Consider the following 17,990-nt stretch of genomic DNA (forward strand, 5'->3'; position numbering starts at 1 on the left):
CCCGCCACGCCGGCCACGGCCGGAGCCTCCGCCGGGCATGGGGCGGCCCCGACGGTCGAGATCCCCGTGCCGACCGGCGAGGTGCGGCTACTCTCCGGGATCCAGCGCCGACTGCTGGCCGTGCCCGGGTCGCGGGAGGCCGCCGTGACGCTCTCGCATGTCGGTGAGCACGCCCTCGGCTGGATGGCGATCGCCGGCGCCGGAATGGTGCTCGACCCCGCGCGCCGGGGCAGGTGGGCGATGGTCGGGGTGGGGACCTTCGGCGCGCACGCCACCTCCGTCGTGCTCAAGCGTGTCGTCCGGCGCAAGCGCCCCGACCACCCGAGCGTCGCGGTGGGCGTCGGAACGCCCTCGAAGCTGAGCTTCCCCTCCTCCCATGCCACGTCGACCACCGCGTTCGCCCTGCTCGCGGGGTCGGTCAGCGGCGTACCGATCGCCCCGGCACTCGTGCCGGTGATGCTGGCGTCCAGGCTCGTGCTCGGAGTCCATTACCCTTCTGATGTGCTCGCCGGCGCCACGGTCGGTGCGGGCTGCGCGGCGCTCACCCGTGCAGTATGGCCCACCGCGGCCTTCCAGCGCGTGTTGCCCGAGGCATGGCGCGAGGCCGAGGCGGGCCCAGGCACCACTGAGAATCCCGAGGAGAATTGATGACCGATCAGACCGGAGCCCCGGCAGCCCGGGGCGGGGGAGATCACCAGCTCTTCGGCGCCGAGCCGCACACGGCCAACGAGATCGACGACATCGCGGAGGCGGAGGAAGAGGCCAAGGGTGCCCCGCCCAAGAACCTCCTCGACGGGATGATCAAGGCGCTCCGTCCGCGCCAGTGGGTCAAGAACGTCCTCGTGATCGCCGCCCCCGCGGCGGCCGGCTCGCAGACCCTGACCGACTCGTCGGTCTTGTTCTCGGTCTTCATCGCGTTCGTGGCCTTCTGCATGGCCGCGTCGAGCGTGTACCTCATCAATGACGCGATGGACGTCGAGGCCGACCGCGCCCACCCGACCAAGCGGTTCCGTCCCATCGCCGCCGGCGTTCTGCCCGTCGGACTGGCGTACGGCATGGCGGTGGTGCTCATCATCGCGGCGCTGGTCATCTCCGTGCTCTTCGCACACCCGGCGCTGGCGATCGTCGTGGCCGTGTACATCGTGCTGCAGCTCATGTACTGCTTCGGCCTCAAGCACCAGCCGGTGCTCGACATCGCGTTCGTGTCCTCCGGCTTCCTGCTGCGCGCGGTGGCCGGCGGCGCGGCGGCCGAGGTCGCCATCTCGCAGTGGTTCCTGCTGGTCATGGCCTTCGGCTCGCTGTTCATGGCGGCCGGCAAGCGGTACGCGGAGTTGAGCCTGCACCTGAAGACCGGCGCCAAGATCCGCAAGGCGCTCGAGAGCTACACGCCCACCTACCTGCGCTTCGTGTGGACGCTGTCGGCCACCGTGCTGGTGCTCTGCTACGCGCTGTGGGCCTACGACCGCGGCTCGGATCCGGGCCAGCCGGCCGGTGCCGCGATCTGGCTCCAGATCTCGATCGTCCCGTTCACCATCGCCGTCCTGCGCTACGCCGTGGACGTCGACGCGGCCCAGGCCGGCGAGCCGGAGGACATCGCCCTGGGCGACCGCGTCCTGCAGATCCTGGCCGCCCTGTGGGTGCTGACCGTGGTGATCGGCGTCTACATCGTCCCGGTTATCTGACCCGGCTCTGGCGATGACGGAAGTGGCGGCGGGCAGGTCTCGCCGGTGGTCCGGGACGGCCTTCTGGGCCGGCGTGGCCGTGGTGGTGGCGATCTTCTTCGCGGGCGCCTGGCAGCGGCGGTGGATCGCCGACGACGGCCTCATCGTCCTGCGTACCGTCCGCAACCTCATCGCGGGCAACGGGCCGGTGTTCAACGCCGGCGAGCGCGTGGAGTCCAACACCTCCACGCTGTGGACCTATCTCATCTACCTCACCCACGAGGTCGTGGGTTTCCGGCTCGAGCTCGTCGCCTTGGGCCTGGCGCTCACCCTGAGCATGGCCGCGGTGGTGTGTGCGATGCTCGGCACCCGAGTCATGTACCGCGGCACCCGCCGTGCCCCCGCCGGTGTGCCCATGCTCCTGCTGCCGTTCGGCGTGCTCATCTACGTGATGCTGCCCCCGGCGCGCGATTTCGCCAGCTCGGGCCTGGAGACGGGTCTGGTGATCTGCTGGATCGGCGTCATGTGGCTGGGGATGCAGCTGTGGGCGCGGGCGGAGCACCGCGAGTATCGGTTCGGACTGCCCGCCCCGGGCACGGCGGTGCTCGCGTTCATCGCGGGCCTGGGTCCGCTGGTGCGGCCGGAGATGGCCATCGCGGCGGCGGTCTTCCTCGCGCTCATGGCGGCCGCGCGCCAGTCGTGGCGGCATCTGGGCTGGTTGGTGGCGATCGCCGGCGCGGTGCCCGTGCTCTACCAGCTGTGGCGCATGTCGTATTACGCGCTGCCGTACCCGCTCACCGCGGTGGCCAAGGACGCGGGCGGCTCCAAGTGGGGTCGCGGCCTGGAGTACCTGTGGGATCTGCTGTCGCCGTATGCGCTTCTGGTGCCGATCGCGGTGGTGCTGGTCGGGGGCCTGGTCTCGCTCTGGGCGGTCACGAGTGCGCGACCCGGAGCGTGGATCCGCTACTTCCGTAAGGGGGGCGGATCCGCCGGCGCGGGGGTGGATCGGGGCGACGCCGACGCCGACACCCACGACGACGAGCACGACGCCGACGCCCACGGCGACCAGGGCGACGACGACAACGACGTCAGCCGGTTGAACCGTCTACGGGGCGGGGTGCGCTCCACCCCGGTCGTCACCGTCGCGTTCCTCGTGGTGGCCCTGATCATGCTGCTCTACGTCACCCGCGTCGGCGGCGACTTCATGCACGGCCGTGTGCTCCTGCCATCGCTGTTCCTGTTCCTGCTGCCGGTCTCGGTGGTGCCGCTGCCGATCGGGCCGCCGCGCGGGGAGCAGGACGGGCGGGTGCGCCGCGTGGCGGTGCCCGTGGTCGCGGCGGCGTGGCTCGTCGTCGTCGGCTGGGCGGTGACCGTCGAGGTCACCCAGGACCCCTTCCGCGAGGAGCCCGAGTCCATCACGGCTGCCGGGATCGTGGACGAGCGCCAGTTCTACATCCAGCGCACCGGCCACCGCCACCCGCTGCTCGCGGAGGACTACCTCGACTTCCCGCGGATGCGCGCGCTGGTGCGGGACGTCTCGACCAATCGGACGGGCGCGGTGTTCCTGCCGGTGCCGGGGTTCCAGGACCGCTGGGATGTGGTGTCGTATGACCGGCCCATGCCGGGGCTGGCGCCGTTCGAGCTGCCCGACGACCCGATCAAGACCGTGGTGTTCCTCAACCTCGGCATGACGAGCATGAATCTGCCGCTCGACGTCAAGGTCTACGACACCGTGGGCCTCGCCTCGCCGCTGGCCGCCCACACGGACCGCATGGAGGCCGGGCGGATCGGGCACGACAAGTTCCTCCCGTACGACTGGGTGATGGCGTCCACGGGGGTGGTGGAGGATCCTGTGAACTTCCCCCGGTGGATCGACGTCAACTGGGTGAACCAGGCCGAGGTGGCTCTGCAGTGTTCTGCGACACAGGCGCTCATCGAGTCGTATTCCGCGCCGCTGACGCCTGAGCGACGGTGGTCAAACCTCGTGAACGCATTCTCATTCGCCGAGTACCGGATGAACAGAATCCCTGCATACGAGGTCCAGAGGTGTGGTCTGCCCATGCCGGAGGAAGTGGAGAAGTATCAGGGCACTAGGTAGGGTGGCGCCTGCTGTTGTCTCGGAACGGTAACGGCAGGGGATCAAAATGGTCCCCGACCTGTAACACCTGTCCCATAGTGCGCGACAGTATTCATGTCGCAGTTCCGGCCCTCCCTGGTGGGGTCGGTCCGATGGACGTCACCGATGCCTCCCGGGGCACCAGGAACGAACAAAGGAACCAACGAATGTCCCATTCCACCCTCCGGCGCAGGTTCGCTGCCGGGCTCACCGCGATGGCGACCGCCGCCGGGCTCATGGCTGGCGCCCCGGCCCTCGTCAACGCGCAGGCGACCGAGCCGGGCTCGTCGGCCAGCCTCGGCTCCGCCGGTTCGGCCGGGGCGCCGGCCGCAGCCCCGGCCGCTGCCCCGGCTGCCATGGCGTTCGGTGGAAATGAGGACCCGGACGGCACGCGCGGCGTCCTCGGCGACCGTTGTGTCTACGACGCGGTCCAGTCCTGGGTCCAGCTGTGCGAGGTCTGGTCGCCGTCGATGAACCGGCACATCAAGGTGCAGGTCCAGCCGGCGCGTCAGGGCGGCGGCAACGCGGGCCTGTACCTGCTCGACGGTCTGCGCGCGCGGGATGACTGGAACGCCTGGACCCACGACGCCCAGGCGCAGCGCATCTTCCTCATGGACAACATCACGCTGGTCATGCCCGTCGGCGGCCAGGTCTCCTTCTACTCCGACTGGGAGCGGCCCATCAACCTGGGCGGCAACCTGCTCGAGTACAAGTACGAGACGTTCCTGACGCAGGAGCTGCCCGGCTACCTGCAGCGGGAGTTCGGCGTGTCCCCGAACAACAACGCCATCGCCGGTCTGTCGATGGGCGGCTCGGCGGCCGCGACGCTGGCCGCCAACCACCCGAACCAGTTCAAGCAGGTCTCGGTGTTCTCCGGCTACATGAACCCGACCGCCCCGGGGATGTACTCGATGATCCCGCTGGCGATGTTCGACCAGTGCAAGTGTGATCCGTTCGCCATGTGGGGCCTGCCGGGCTCCCCGGCCTGGGGTAGGAACGACCCGCTGCTCAACGCCGACAAGCTGCGGAATATCCCGATGTACGTCACCGCCGGCTCGGCGATCCCCGGCCAGTACGACCAGCCGTCCAGCCTGCAGGGCGTGTTCAACACGTTCAACGGTGTCATCCTCGAGGGGCTGTCCCGCGGTTCGACCCTGGCGTTCCAGAACACCATGAACGCCGCGTCCAACCGGGCGGTCTTCAACTACCGCGCCACGGGTATCCACGGCTGGGGTTACTGGAACGACGACCTCATCGACGCCCGTTCCACTCAGATCCTCGACGTGATGGACGCGTACTCGACCTACTGATGGTCGGCGGCGTCCCGAGGGACGTCTTCCGACGAATAATGGACGGATTCGGCTGATCCCAGCGAGTCCTCACCCGTCACACCGGGGCCCCGCGCGTAGATTCACGTGCGGGGCCCCGGTCGTATCCGGCCGCCGGGCTCGGCCGTGGAAGGGGAAACCACGGACGCGCCATGGACTCAGGGCCCCGGAGTCCGGAGCCGCCGGCCGATGCCGGCCGTTCACTCACGGGATCCGTTTCCAGTCGACGCGGCAAGGAAGAGAACAGACACCATGGCGACCCCCAGCGCATATGTGAGCCCCCGCAGTCGGTGGGCGTCCCTCGTCGCGGTACCGCTCGTGGCGGGCATGGTGGGCTCCGGCCTCGTCGTGACGCCCCTCGCCGGCGCCCAGGAGACGCCCGTCCGCCCGAGCCCGAGCCAGGAGGCCCCGGCGCGGGCCACTCCCGCGCCGAACCCGGAGAACGCTCCGGACGCGCCGACCCTGCAGGTGCCGGACGACCTGCCGGCCGGTGTGCGGCTGGACCGCGTCGAGTGGAAGTCCGCGAACCGGGTCGCGCTCTGGGTGCAGTCGCCGGCCATGGACGAGGCCGTGCAGGTGCAGTTGATGCTGCCGGCCACGTGGAACTCCGAGCCGGACCGCACCTACCCCTCGCTGCTGCTCCTCGACGGCCTGCGGGCGCGGGATGACGCGAGTGGCTGGACCCTCGAGACCAAGATCTCGCAGTTCTTCGACGCCAAGAACGCGGTGATCGTCCTGCCGATCGGCGGCGAGTCGAGCTTCTACACCGACTGGGTCGCCGACGCCAAGGGCGAGCAGTACCAGTGGGAGACCTTCCTGATGCAGGAGCTCCCGCCGCTGCTGCAGCGCGAATGGCGTGTCGGCGACAAGCACGGGGTCGCCGGCCTGTCCATGGGCGGCACGGCCGCGATGATGCTCGCCCAGCGGTACCCGGACTACTTCCAGTTCGCGGCCAGCTACTCGGGATTCCTCGACACCACCAGCTTCGGCATGCCGGAGGCCATCAAGGTCGCCATGCAGGACGCCGGTGGCTACCCGGCCGAGAGCATGTGGGGCCCGCTCGGCTCGCCGCGCTGGCAGGAGCAGGATCCCAAGCTCCACGCCGCCAAGATGCGGGAGCAGACCGTGTACGTCTCCGCCGGCAGTGGCAACACCGGACCCTGGGACGAGCCGTCCGGCCTTCCGGGGATCCCCACCAACTTCCCGGGCTACGGCCTCGAGCTGTTGTCGCGGATGACCACCCAGACCTTCGTCAACCGCGCCCGCGAGGCCGGGGTCAACGTCACTGCCAATTTCCGGCCCTCCGGGACCCACACGTGGCCCTACTGGCAGTTCGAGATGACCCAGGCGTGGCCGCAGTACGCGACCGCGGTGGGCATCGCGAACGTCGAGCCCCCGTGCGCGGCCGAGGGCGAGATCGCCCGCCTGGCCGAGCGTGAGCCGGGTCTGGGGCCGTGCCTGACCAACGAGTACGACGTCCGCGGCGGCAAGGCCACGGACTTCCGCTTCGGCCAGGTGTTCTGGTCGCAGCAGACCGGGGCGCACTCGGTCCTCGGTGCGATCGGCGCGGCCTACCAGTCCGAGGACGGCCCGGCCGGTTCGCTCGGGCTACCCACCTCGGGTGAGAACACGACTCCCGACGGCAAGGGCCGGTACTCGGACTTCCAGAACGGCGTCATCTACTGGTCGCCCACCACCGGCGCCCACGCCGTCCGGGGCGCCATCCGCGCCATGTGGCAGGACCAGGGGGCCGAGCGAGGGGACCTCGGCTACCCGACCACCGACGAGATCGCCAACCCCAATAAGCCGGGCGTCGTCCAGGGCTTCCAGGGCGGCACGGTCTACTGGTCCGAGGAGACCGGGCCGAAGGTCGTCGAGGGCGAGATCCTCAAGACCTACCGTGAGGCCGGGGCGGAGAACTCGGCTCTGGGCTACCCCACGACCGACGAGATCGCACTGAGCACGCGGGGCGGTGCGTTCAGCCGCTTCCAGGGTGGCTACATCTACTGGTCGCGTGGCACCGGGGCCCACGTTGTCCCGCGCGGTCCGATCTTCGACGCCTGGGGCACGGTCGACTACGAACGCGGCCGCCTCGGTTATCCGACCGGCCCGGTGCGCACCACGCGTGACGGCCAGGTGATGGACTTCGAGGGTGGCCAGATCACCGTCTCAGGCGGCCGGGCGGAGATCTCGTGAGGGCGCGCGCGACAGCCCTGGGTGCCGCCCTGATCGTCACCGGCGGCATGCTCGCGGCCTGTGGTGGCGGCGATTCGACCGTGTCCGGCGTACCGGACTCCGAGACCCTGGCCCCACCGCCCGGGGGTAGCGCCCCGACCTCCTCCAGGGTGCCTGCCTCCGAGGACTCCGGCCGGTTCACCGAGGCGCCCGCCCCCGTCGCCTCGGACGCCCCCGGGTTCGACGGCCCCGCCGTGGGGGCGCGGGAACGCGGCTACCTCGAAACCCTCGACCGCGAGGGCATCGAGACCGGGGAGCTGCAGGATCCGCTGGTCGCTGCGGGGAACACCATCTGCCGGATCCGGACCACCGGCGGTGCCGCGGAGGAGACCACGACCATCGCCGACGCGGTCGCGGGCCAGATCGTGGCGGGCGGCTACTCGGATCTCGAGGTCGATCAGGTGTCCCGGATCGTCGTGGACGCCTCCGCCGGCCAGCTCTGCCCGTAGCCGGAGGCGTCCCGCGGCGGCGCGTGAGGGCCGCCACGTCTCGGCCGGTTCCGGAACCCGCGGGGCCACCCGTGCGTTGAACCGGGCATCGGTCACTGACGGACATCGCCTGTGAGGTGGCCGGGAAGGAGTACGAATCGTGGCTCGTGGATCCCGTGGAGGGTACGGCCGCCGTCTCGGGTGCTCGATCGGAGCGCTCGTGATGGTGGTCCTGGTGGTGCTGGGCGTCGGATGGTGGATCGGACAGCGTGGCCTGCCCACCGATCCGGACGGGCCCGTGCCCCCTCCCGAGACGCCCGAGATCGCGCAGCCGGCGGACTGTGCCGATGTGCAGCTCCTCGCCGTGCCGGGCACGTGGGAGAGCAGCCCGACCGACGATCCGCACAACCCGACGTTCCTGCCGCAGGCGCTCCTGCGGACGATCACCGATCCGCTGTCCGAGCAGTACCCGGGCGACCGGCTCGAGGTCTACACCGTGCCGTACGTCGCCCAGTTCCGGAACCCGCAGCGGCCCGACGAGATCACCTACGACCAGAGCCGTGCCGAGGGCACGGACCGGGCGCGCGCCGAGATGGCCGCCACCCACGAGCACTGCCCGTACACCTCCTTCATCCTCCTCGGCTTCTCCCAGGGCGCCGTGATCGCCGGCGACCTGACGAACGAGATCGGCACCGGCAACGGCCCGGTCCCGGCCGACCGGGTCCTGGGCTCGGTCCTCATCGCGGACGGGCGCCGCCTGCCGGGCGAGGGCCAGTCGCCCGGCCTGAACCCGGGCAACGGCCAGGGGATGGAGATCTCCCTGCAGCCGGTCACCGGGTTCACACAGCTGATCGCCGGCGCCACCATGACAGGCGTCCGGCCGGGCGGGTTCGGGGAGCTCGCGGACCGCACCGCCCAGATCTGCGACTCCCGCGACCTCATCTGTAACGCCCCGCTCAACGTGGTCGACGGCGCGGCCCGCTTCCAGGAGTTCGTCGCCAACAACGCGGTCCACGCGCTGTACGCGACGAACCCTGACGTCATCATCGGCACGACGGTGCCCGAATGGACGATCGGTCACATCCGCGAGCTCACCGACGGTGCGCCGGAGATCGCCCACGGGTAGACGAACTCTGCATGTCGCGGTTCGACACGCCGACCGCGCGCGTAGATTCGGAGTTCGGAGGTGGCCTGGGGCACGCTGTAAGATCGACCAAGCCTGTCGTCAGTGCACCCGCATGTCCGCGGTCGGCGACGTCGACCATCAGACACGGATCGGAACGGAGCAACGTGGAGTTCGAGCAGTACCACGACGCCAGCGGGGCGATTGTCATCCCCGATCGCACTACTCTGGTCGACTTCGTCGAGGCCAATGTCTCCGCCGCCCGTCAGGACCCGGCGCAGGACGGGTTGATCTACCGCTACATGGACTACTCGAAGACCCGCGAAGGCGAGGTTCAGGAGCTGCTGTGGTCGCAGTTCGGCGACCGCCTCTACGCCATCGCGGCCCGGCTGCAGCAGGTGGCCGAGCCGGGCGATCGGGTGGCGATCCTCGCCCCGCAGGGGCTCGACTACATCGTGTCGTTCTTCGCCGCGATCCACGCCGGGCTCATCGCCGTGCCGTTGTTCGACCCGGACGAACCCGGCCACCACGACCGTCTCCACGCGGTCCTGGGCGACTGCACGCCGACGGTCATCCTCACCTCCACCCAGTCCGCGGCGGGCGTCCGGAAGCTGTTCCGTGAACTGCCCGCGCGCGAGCGTCCGCGCACCGTCGCCGTCGACGCCATCCCCGACGAGCTCGGCGCCGGATGGGACCGACCTGATCTCGGCGCGGACGACATCGCCTACCTGCAGTACACCTCGGGCTCCACCCGGGTGCCCGCCGGTGTGGAGATCACCCACCGCAACGTCGTCACCAACGTCATGCAGCTCTTCGACGGCCTCGGGCTGAGCCGCGCCTCGCGCGGCGTCACCTGGCTGCCGCTGTTCCACGACATGGGCCTGCTCACGGTGATCCTTCCCGCGATGGGCGGGGCCACCATCACGGTGATGAGCCCCCGCGCGTTCGTCCAGCGTCCCGGCCGCTGGGTCACGCAGCTGGCCGAGGCGGCGGGCGAAGGGGGCGTCGACGGCGTGTTCGCCGCGGCACCGAACTTCGCGTTCGAGCACGCCGCCCGCCGGGGCCTGCCGCGGGAGGGCGAGCCACTGGATCTGTCCGGTGTCACCAGCATCATCAACGGTTCGGAGCCGGTCACGCCCGCGTCGATGCGCGCGTTCAACGAGGCGTTCTCCCCGTACGGGCTGGCCCCCACCGCCATCAAGCCGTCCTACGGCATGGCGGAGGCGACGCTGTTCGTGTCCTCACCGCGTAAGGACGACGAGGCGATCGTCATCCACGTCGACCGGGGAGATCTCAACAAGGGCCTCATGACGGTCCTGGACCCCGCTCAGGTCGAGGGCAACGACGACGCGATCCCGCAGGTCGCCTGCGGGTACGTCGCGCCGAGCCAGTGGGCGACGATCGTCGACGCGAACATCGACGAGACGACCGGCGAACACGACGGCACCGGCCGCGAACTGCCCGAGGGCAGGGTCGGCGAGATCTGGCTCCACGGCACGAACGTGGGCGGCGCCTACTGGGATCGCCCGGAGGAGTCCCGGGCCACCTTCGGAAACACGCTGACCGAGCGCCTGCCCGAGGGCAGTAAGACGGTCCGCGAGTTCGGTTCGGTCCCCGAGGACGGGCGCTGGCTGCGCACCGGAGACTACGGGGCGTACGTCGACGGCCAGCTCTACATCACGGGCCGCGTCAAGGACCTCGTGATCGTCGCGGGTCGTAACCACTACCCGCAGGACCTCGAGAACACGGCGCAGGACGTGTCCGACGCACTGCGTCCCGGCTTCGTGGCCGCGTTCTCGGTTCCGGCCAACCAGCTGCCGATCGACGCCCGTAACGGCGCGGAGATCGCGGCCGATGACTCCTCGGAGACGCTCGTGCTGGTGGGCGAGCGCGCGCCCGGCGCGGGCAAGGCGGACCCCGGGCCCATCGCGGACGCGGTCCGCTCGGCGATCTCCGCCAGGCACGGCGTCACGGCACAGGACGTGCTCCTGGTGCCCGCCGGCTCGATCCCACGCACGTCGAGCGGCAAGATCGCGCGCCGTGCATGCAAGACCGCGTACGTCGACGGGACGCTACGCGGGGGACACCAGCAGACCGCCTTCCCCGACCTGCCGACGGAATAGCGTCCGGCGGCCGGGCTGGCAGAAGGCACCACGGGTGCCCCGCGGCGCGGGACACCCCGGATGACACCCGAGGAAAGGCGAGTCACCCAGATGGCACAGAGCGAGATGACGGTAGTAGAGCTCCGCGAGTGGCTGCGGGGCTGGGTCTGCCGGGCCACGGGCCTCGACATCTCCAAGGTGACCGACGACCGGTCGCTGGAGGAGTACGGGTTGTCCTCACGCGACGCGGTGACCCTGTCGGCGGACCTCGAGGACCTTCTCGGCCGCCCACTGGACGCGACCGTCGCCTACCAGCATCCCACCGTCGCGACCCTCGCCGAGTACGTGATCAACGGGCCGGTGGAGTCCGACGAGCCGGTCGATCTGCACACGTTCCGTGAGCGCGGGGCCGGTATGGAGTTCGACGTCGCGGTCATCGGTATGGCCACGCGGTTCCCGGGCGGCGCCGACACGCCCGAGGCCACGTGGGAGCTCCTCGCCGAAGGTCGCGACGCCACCTCGCCGCGCCCGGCCACGCGCTGGTCGGAGTGGGCGGGTGACGCCTATGTCCAGCAGGTCCTGTCCGAGGCTCCGGACCGGGGCGGCTGGCTCGACGACTCCGAGGTGCGGGACTTCGACGCCGAGTTCTTCGGCATGAGCCCCCGCGAGGCCGAGATGGTCGACCCGCAGCAGCGGCTCGCGCTCGAGCTCACCTGGGAGGCGCTGGAGAATGCCCACCTGCCCGCCAGTGACCTCAAGGGTCGCGAGGTCGGCGTGTTCATCGGTTCGTCCTCGAGCGACTACCAGGTCTTCCTCACCGCAGACTCCGCGGCGGCCTCCCCGTACGCGGTCACCGGCGCCTCCAACTCGATCATCTCCAACCGCGTGTCGTACACGTTCGACTTCCGCGGCCCCTCGATGACCCTGGACACGGCCTGCTCGACCTCGCTGGTCACGATCCACGAGGCCGTCAACTCGCTGCGCCTGCACGAGTCCGACCTCGCCGTCGCCGGCGGCGTCAACATGATGCTCGCGCCCGCCGCGACGATGGGCTTCGCCAAGACCGGTGCCGCGCTCAGCCCGGACGGGCGCATCAAGGCCTTCTCCTCGGACGCGAACGGCATCTGCCGAGCCGAGGGCGGCGGCGTGTTCATCCTCAAACGCCTGTCCGAGGCGGAGCGGGACGGGGACCAGATCCTCGCGGTCATCAAGGGTTCGGCGGTCAATTCCGACGGCCGCTCCAACGGCATGACCGCGCCCAACCCGGACGCCCAGGTCGCCGTGCTGCGCCAGGCGTACGCAGACGCGGGCGTCGACCCGCGCGAGGTCGACTACATCGAGGCCCACGGCACCGGCACCATCCTCGGCGACCCGATCGAGGCCACCGCGCTCGGGCAGGTCCTCGGCCGTGGACGCGATGCTGAGAAGCCCACGCTGCTCGGTTCGGCCAAGACCAACTTCGGCCATATGGAGTCGGCCGCCGGTTCCGCCGGTCTGGCGAAGATCATCCTGGGCATGGGCCACGACGCGGTCCCGCCGACCCTCAATTTCGCGGGTCCCAACCCGTACATCGACTTCGACACCGCGCGGCTCAGCGTGGTCACCGAGACGACGCCGTGGCCCCGCTACAGTGGTCGCGCCCTGGCGGGCGTGTCCGGTTTCGGCTTCGGCGGCACCAACGCGCACGTCGTGGTGGCCGAGTACCAGCCCACCCCGGTTAACGTCGTGGACGCGCAGACCTCAGCCGACGCTGAGACCGCAGCCGATGCTGAGACCGCAGCCGAGACGCCCGCCGAGGACTCCGTCGCCCGCAGTGTGGCCGACGCCGTCGCGCACAACGCCGACGAGTTGGCGACCACCGGCACCTCCGCGGCCGGCGCGCCCGCGACCGTGCTCGTGGTGTCCGGCTCGCTGCCCTCGCGCCGCAAGGCCGCGGCCGGTCAGATCGCCGACTGGCTCGAGAAGCAGGACGACTCGGTCGACCTGGGCGCCGTCGCCCGCACCCTGTCGACCCGCAACCACGGCCGCTCCCGTGGTGCCGTGGTGGGCCACACCCGGGCCGAGCTGGTCGAGGGGCTCCGGGCCCTCGCCGCCGGCGATCCCGGCCCCGGTGTGTTCAGCGCCGACGCGCCCGCCGGGACCGGCGACGTGTGGGTGTTCGCCGGATTCGGTGCGCAGCACCGGAAGATGGCCAAGGAGCTGTACCTGTCCAACCCGCTGTTCGCCTCGTGCCTGGACGCGGTGGACGAACTCATCGACTTCGAGGCCGGCTACCGCATGGCCGAGATGTTCCTCGACGACTCGGTGACCTACGGGGTCGAGACGGCGCAGGTCGGCATCTTCGCCATCCAGGTGGCGCTCATCGACACCCTCAAGGCGCTCGGCGCCAAGCCCGAGGCCGTGATCGGCCACTCGATGGGTGAGGTCGCCGCCGCGTACGCCACGGGCGGCCTGAACCTGGAGGACGCGGTGCGCGTGATCTGCGTGCGCTCGCGTCTCATGGGTGATGCCGAGCAGCAGGTGTCGGACGAGGAGGCAGGCGCGATGGCGCTGGTCGAGTACTCGGCCGACGAGGTCGCGCAGATCATCGCCGACAACCCGCAGTTCGCCTCCATCGAGCCGGCCGTCTACGCCGCGCCCACGCACACCACGGTCGGTGGGCGTGCGAAGCCGGTCGCCGAGTTCGTGGCCTGGGTCGAGGAGCAGGGCAAGTTCGCCCGTCAGCTCCAGGTCCGCGGCGCCGGCCACACCTCGGACGTCGACATGCTGCTCGGCGAGCTCGCCGCGGAGATCGCCGGCCTCGAGCCGCGCCCGCTCACCTCGGCATTGTTCTCGTCGGTCGATCGCGAGGTGCTCTATCGCGCCGGCGACGGACCGATCCACGCTGAGGAGTACTGGGTCAAGGGCATGCGCCACCAGGTGTGGTTCACCCACGCCGTGCGCAAGGCCGTCGACGCCGGCTACGTGACCTTCCTCGAGTTCGCACCCAATCCGGTCGCCGCAATGTCGATCGCCGCGACCTGCTTCGACGCCGGGCTCATGGAGCCCAACCTGCTGTACACGCTCAAGCGCAAGGAGTCCGAGGCGGACACGCTGCTGAGCGCGATCGCGCAGCTGTACGTCCACGGGCACTCGATCGACATGCCGTCGGTGGTGGAGATGCTCCACGGGCACGTCACGGGCGCCGGCCGCTACGCCGCGGTGCCTGGCACCCGCTGGAAGCGCCGCACCCTGTGGCCGACGGTCACCGCCGGTGGCGGGTCGGGCGAGGGTCGCATGCCGGGCGCGCACGTGGCGCTGCCGGACGGCCGCCACGCCTGGCAGGTCCGTGCCGAGGTGGTGCCGAGCGTCGACGCGCTGATGACGGCCGCGGCCGCGTCGGTGGTCGAGGGTGCGACGCTCACCGCCGTGAACCGGCCCGGTCTGCTGCCGGCGTCGGGCGCCGTGACGACCACCATGACGCCGCACCCGGGTGGTGCGTCGCTGCAGGTGCACGCGCACGTGGGTGACGCGCCGGCGTCGTCGTTCCAACTGGTCGCCGAGTGCGCGGTGAGCGGCGGGACGCCGATCGAGCCCGGCTCGGCGCAGGAGCTGGCCTACGTGTCCACCGAGTCCGACGCCCCAGTGGTGGACGAGGGGGAGGACGACGAGACCGACGGTCGCTGGAGCCCGGACACCGGGGAGGCGCTCTCCGACCGACTGGCCCGCATCATCGGCTCCTCGATGGGGTACAGCCCCGACGACCTGCCGCGCGAGCTGCCGCTGCTCGACCTGGGCCTGGACTCGCTCATGGCGGTGCGGATCAAGAACCGGGTCGAGTACGAGTTCTCCATCCCGCCGCTCGAGTTGCAGGCGATGCGGGATGCCTCGCTCAACGATGTCGCCGACATGGTGACGTTCGCGGTGGAGAACCCCGAGCAGGTCGGCGAGCTGGCCGCCCAGCAGGCTCGCGGGGAGGGCGCGGTGGACGTGGCCGCCCTGCGCGACGGCACTGAATCAGGCGCCGACGCCGACGTCGGCGCCGGTACCGACGCCGCGATCGCGATCGCCCCGCGCGATGACACCGAGCGCATGGCGTTCGGTGCGTGGGCCGTGGTCACCGGTGCTGCCGCCCCCGGCGTGACCGGCACCCTCCCGACGCTCGACGACCCGACCCGGGCCGCGCTCGCCGCCCGACTCTCCGAGCGTTCCGGCGGTGAGATCACCGCCGGGCAGGTGGCCGGCGCCACCACGATCGCCGACGTCGCCGACCTGCTGCGGCCGTTCACGGAGGCGGCGATCGAGGGCAACATCCGGGTGCTGCGGGAGGGCTCCGCGGAGCGCACGCCGCTGTTCCTGTTCCACGCCGCCGGCGGTTCCTCGTTCGTGTACGAGCCACTCGTCGAGCGTCTTGCCGCGGATACGCCCGTCTACGGCGTCGAGCGCACCGAGGGGCCGCTGCCCGAGCGGGCCGCCGGCTACCTCGACCGCATCCGCGAGCTCGCCGGCGGTCGCGCGATCGCCGTGGGCGGCTGGTCGTTCGGCGGCGCGCTGGCCGTCGAGGTCGCGCACCAGCTGCGTGCGGCGGGCGACGAGATCGCGCTGGTCGTGCTGCTGGACACCGTGCAGCCGTCGGAGCCGGTGCCGGACACGCTGGACGAGGCCGAGGCGCGCTGGAAGCGCTACTCGGAGTTCGCCAAGAAGACCTATGGTCTCGACGTCGAGGTCCCGCGTGAGTTCCTCGAGGAGCACGGCGAGGACGTTGTCCTGACCATGCTGCTGGAGGCGCTCGGTTCGGAGGCCAACGCCATGGGCGGCGGCGTGATCGAGCACCAGCGGGCGAGCTTCGTCGACAACCGGATCCTGCAGAGCGCCGACCTGGCCTCCTGGTCCGGGACCGGTGCAGAGGTGCCGTTCGTCATCTACCGGGCTGAGCGCATGCACGACGGCGCGATCGAGCTCGAGCCCCGCTACGCGCACGTGGACCCGGACGGCGGCTGGGCCGCGATCGTGACCGATCTCGAGATCGTTCCTCTGTCCGGTGACCACCTGGCGGTGGTGGACGAGCCGGTGGTCGGTACGGTCGGTAAGCATCTGGCACGTCGGCTCTCCGAGCTCGACTCCGAAGTACTGAAGGGATCCCACGCGTGACGGCGAAGACCACCGCGGACAAGCTCGCGGAACTGCGGGTCAAGACCGAGCAGGCTCAGGACCCGGGCAGTGAGCGGGCCAAGGCCAAGCGGGATGCCGCCGGGCTGACCCCGCCGCGGGTGCGCATCTCCGAGCTCCTGGACGCGGGCAGTTTCGTGGAGATGGGGCAGCTCGCCAAGGCGCCCGGTGACCCGAACAACCCGTACGGCGACGGCGTGGTGACCGGCCGCGGCACCATCGACGGCCGCCCGGTGGTCGTGTACGCGCACGACAACACGGTATTCGGCGGCTCGGTGGGCGAGGGCTTCGGTAAGAAGGTCTGCGCCATCATGGACTTCGCCCTCAAGGTCGGGTGCCCGATCATCGGGATCAACGACTCGGGCGGCGCCCGCGTCCAGGACGCCGTCACCTCGCTGGCCTACTACTCGGAGATCTCCAAGCGTCAGTACCCGGCGTCCGGGTACATCCCGCAGATCTCGATCATGCTCGGCAAGTGCGCCGGCGGTGCCGTCTACGCACCCGTGACCACCGACTTCGTGGTGGCGGTCAAGGACCAGGCGTACATGTTCGTCACCGGCCCCGACGTGATCAAGCAGGTCACCGGCGAGGAGATCTCCATGGAAGATCTCGGCTCGGCGCTGCAGCAGGCCAAGAACGGCAACGTCAACCACGTCGCGGTGAGCGAACACGAGGCGTTCATGTACGTGCGCAACCTGCTCAGCTTCCTGCCGTCCTCGGCCGCGGAGAAGGCACCGCTGATCAATCCGGGTCTCGAGCCGGAGATCACCGAGTCGGACCTGGCGCTCGACGAGATCATCCCGGACTCGGACAACGCGGCCTACGACATGCACGACGTCCTGATCCGGATGTTCGACGACGGCGAGTTCGTCGAGACCTCCGGCCAGTTCGCGCCCAACATGATCACCGGGTTCGCCCGGGTCGACGGCGAGCCGGTCGGCGTGGTCGCCAACCAGCCGCTGCACCTGTCCGGTGCCCTGGACATCGACGCTTCCGAGAAGGCCACCCGGCACATGATGCTGTGTGACGCCTACTCGATCCCGATCGTCTACGTGGTGGACACCCCGGGCTACCTGCCGGGCGTCCAGCAGGAGAAGCTCGGCATCATCCACCGCGGCGCCAAGATGGGCTACGCGGTCGCGGCGTCCTCGGTTCCCAAGGTGACCTTCGTCGTGCGCAAGGCCTACGGCGGCGCGTACGCGGTGATGGGCTCCAAGAACCTCGGCGGCGACCTCAACTTCGCGTGGCCGACCGCCCGTATCGCGGTGATGGGTGCCGAGGGCGCGGTGGATCTGCTGCAGCGTCGGCAGATCGAGGAGGCCGGCCCGCAGGAGGGCCCGAAGCTCCGTCAGCAGCTCATCGACATGTACAACGAGTTCATCGCGACTCCGTACACCGCTGCCGAGCGGGGCTACATCGACGCCGTGGTCCAGCCGTCCGAGACGCGTCTGATCCTGCGTGGTGCCCTCAAGCAGCTCCGCGACAAGATCCGCAACGAGCCGCCGCGCAAGCACCCCATCGCGCCGCTCTGATCGGTCTTCGCGCGCGATCCGGCCCGCCGGGTGGGCGCCGAGTCGCAGGGACATGCACCAACGCCGGGAGCCGGTGATCGCGTGGGGCGGTCACCGGCTCGTGGCGTCGGTGCGGGGTGGTGTGGGTCAGAGGGCGTAGGCGCCGCGGTTGCTGGCGGTGCGGCCCTCCTTGAGGACCAGGAGGATGTTGCTGTGGTCGGCCAGGGAGTCGATGTCGGCGAGGGGATCGCCCTTGACGACGACGACGTCGGCGAGCTTTCCGGCCTCCAGGGTGCCGAGCTTGTCGCCCAGGTCGCACAGCTCCGCGGATGTGCGGG

Annotated in this window: 11 protein-coding genes; 10 read left to right on the top strand and 1 reads right to left on the bottom strand. The window is 70.4% G+C overall.

From position 1 onward, the window contains the following. Positions 1–81: 81 nt before the first annotated feature. From ACWGLC_RS10280 to ACWGLC_RS10325, 10 genes are all read left to right on the top strand, one after another. Positions 82–648 carry a phosphatase PAP2 family protein gene (locus ACWGLC_RS10280; RefSeq protein ID WP_452099828.1) on the top strand — a complete coding sequence of 189 codons (567 nt, stop codon included), beginning with the start codon at positions 82–84 and terminating at the stop codon, positions 646–648. Further along, positions 648–1,682: a decaprenyl-phosphate phosphoribosyltransferase gene (locus ACWGLC_RS10285; RefSeq protein ID WP_452099814.1), complete on the top strand. Its 1,035-nt coding sequence runs from the start codon at positions 648–650 to the stop codon at positions 1,680–1,682. Before ACWGLC_RS10280 ends, ACWGLC_RS10285 begins: the two co-directional genes overlap by 1 nt. Before the next feature lie 13 nt (positions 1,683–1,695). Beyond that, positions 1,696–3,759: an arabinosyltransferase gene (locus ACWGLC_RS10290; RefSeq protein WP_452099815.1), complete on the top strand. Its 2,064-nt coding sequence runs from the start codon at positions 1,696–1,698 to the stop codon at positions 3,757–3,759. A gap of 185 nt (positions 3,760–3,944) precedes the next feature. Further along, positions 3,945–5,087 carry an alpha/beta hydrolase gene (locus ACWGLC_RS10295; protein WP_452099816.1) on the top strand — a complete coding sequence of 381 codons (1,143 nt, stop codon included), beginning with the start codon at positions 3,945–3,947 and terminating at the stop codon, positions 5,085–5,087. Between the two features lie 270 nt (positions 5,088–5,357). After that, complete coding sequence (locus tag ACWGLC_RS10300; protein WP_452099817.1) at positions 5,358–7,301, top strand: alpha/beta hydrolase-fold protein; 1,944 nt, start codon at positions 5,358–5,360, stop codon at positions 7,299–7,301. Next, a complete protein-coding gene (locus ACWGLC_RS10305) occupies positions 7,298–7,789 on the top strand; it encodes a DUF732 domain-containing protein (RefSeq protein WP_452099818.1) in 492 nt (163 codons plus the stop codon). Before ACWGLC_RS10300 ends, ACWGLC_RS10305 begins: the two co-directional genes overlap by 4 nt. A 139-nt stretch (positions 7,790–7,928) precedes the next feature. Then, complete coding sequence (locus tag ACWGLC_RS10310; RefSeq protein ID WP_452099819.1) at positions 7,929–8,894, top strand: cutinase family protein; 966 nt, start codon at positions 7,929–7,931, stop codon at positions 8,892–8,894. 164 nt (positions 8,895–9,058) lie between these two features. Further along, positions 9,059–11,014 (top strand): long-chain-fatty-acid--AMP ligase FadD32, encoded by a 1,956-nt coding sequence (gene fadD32, locus ACWGLC_RS10315; RefSeq protein WP_452099820.1) that lies wholly within the window; start codon positions 9,059–9,061, stop codon positions 11,012–11,014. A 90-nt stretch (positions 11,015–11,104) separates the two neighbouring features. Next, a complete protein-coding gene (gene pks13 / locus ACWGLC_RS10320) occupies positions 11,105–16,123 on the top strand; it encodes a polyketide synthase Pks13 (protein ID WP_452099821.1) in 5,019 nt (1,672 codons plus the stop codon). Further along, the gene (locus ACWGLC_RS10325; RefSeq protein ID WP_452099822.1) at positions 16,120–17,673 is read left to right on the top strand and encodes an acyl-CoA carboxylase subunit beta; all 1,554 of its coding nucleotides are present in this window, start codon (positions 16,120–16,122) and stop codon (positions 17,671–17,673) included. Before pks13 ends, ACWGLC_RS10325 begins: the two co-directional genes overlap by 4 nt. Before the next feature lie 126 nt (positions 17,674–17,799). Here ACWGLC_RS10325 and ACWGLC_RS10330 read toward each other — a convergent pair. Next, positions 17,800–17,990, bottom strand: a 191-nt coding sequence (locus ACWGLC_RS10330) for an amidohydrolase family protein (protein WP_452099823.1), incomplete at its 5' end; no start/stop codon positions are given.

The sequence above is a fragment of the Dietzia sp. NPDC055877 genome (genome assembly GCF_053615975.1).

Excerpts from the sequence above, each read along its gene's own strand:
- ACWGLC_RS10300 (WP_452099817.1), top strand. The coding sequence starts at position 5,358 with ATGGCGACCCCCAGCGCATATGTGAGCCCCCGCAGTCGGTGGGCGTCC.
- ACWGLC_RS10290 (WP_452099815.1), top strand. The coding sequence starts at position 1,696 with ATGACGGAAGTGGCGGCGGGCAGGTCTCGCCGGTGGTCCGGGACGGCC.
- ACWGLC_RS10295 (WP_452099816.1), top strand. The coding sequence starts at position 3,945 with ATGTCCCATTCCACCCTCCGGCGCAGGTTCGCTGCCGGGCTCACCGCG.
- pks13 (WP_452099821.1), top strand. The coding sequence starts at position 11,105 with ATGGCACAGAGCGAGATGACGGTAGTAGAGCTCCGCGAGTGGCTGCGG.
- ACWGLC_RS10285 (WP_452099814.1), top strand. The coding sequence starts at position 648 with ATGACCGATCAGACCGGAGCCCCGGCAGCCCGGGGCGGGGGAGATCAC.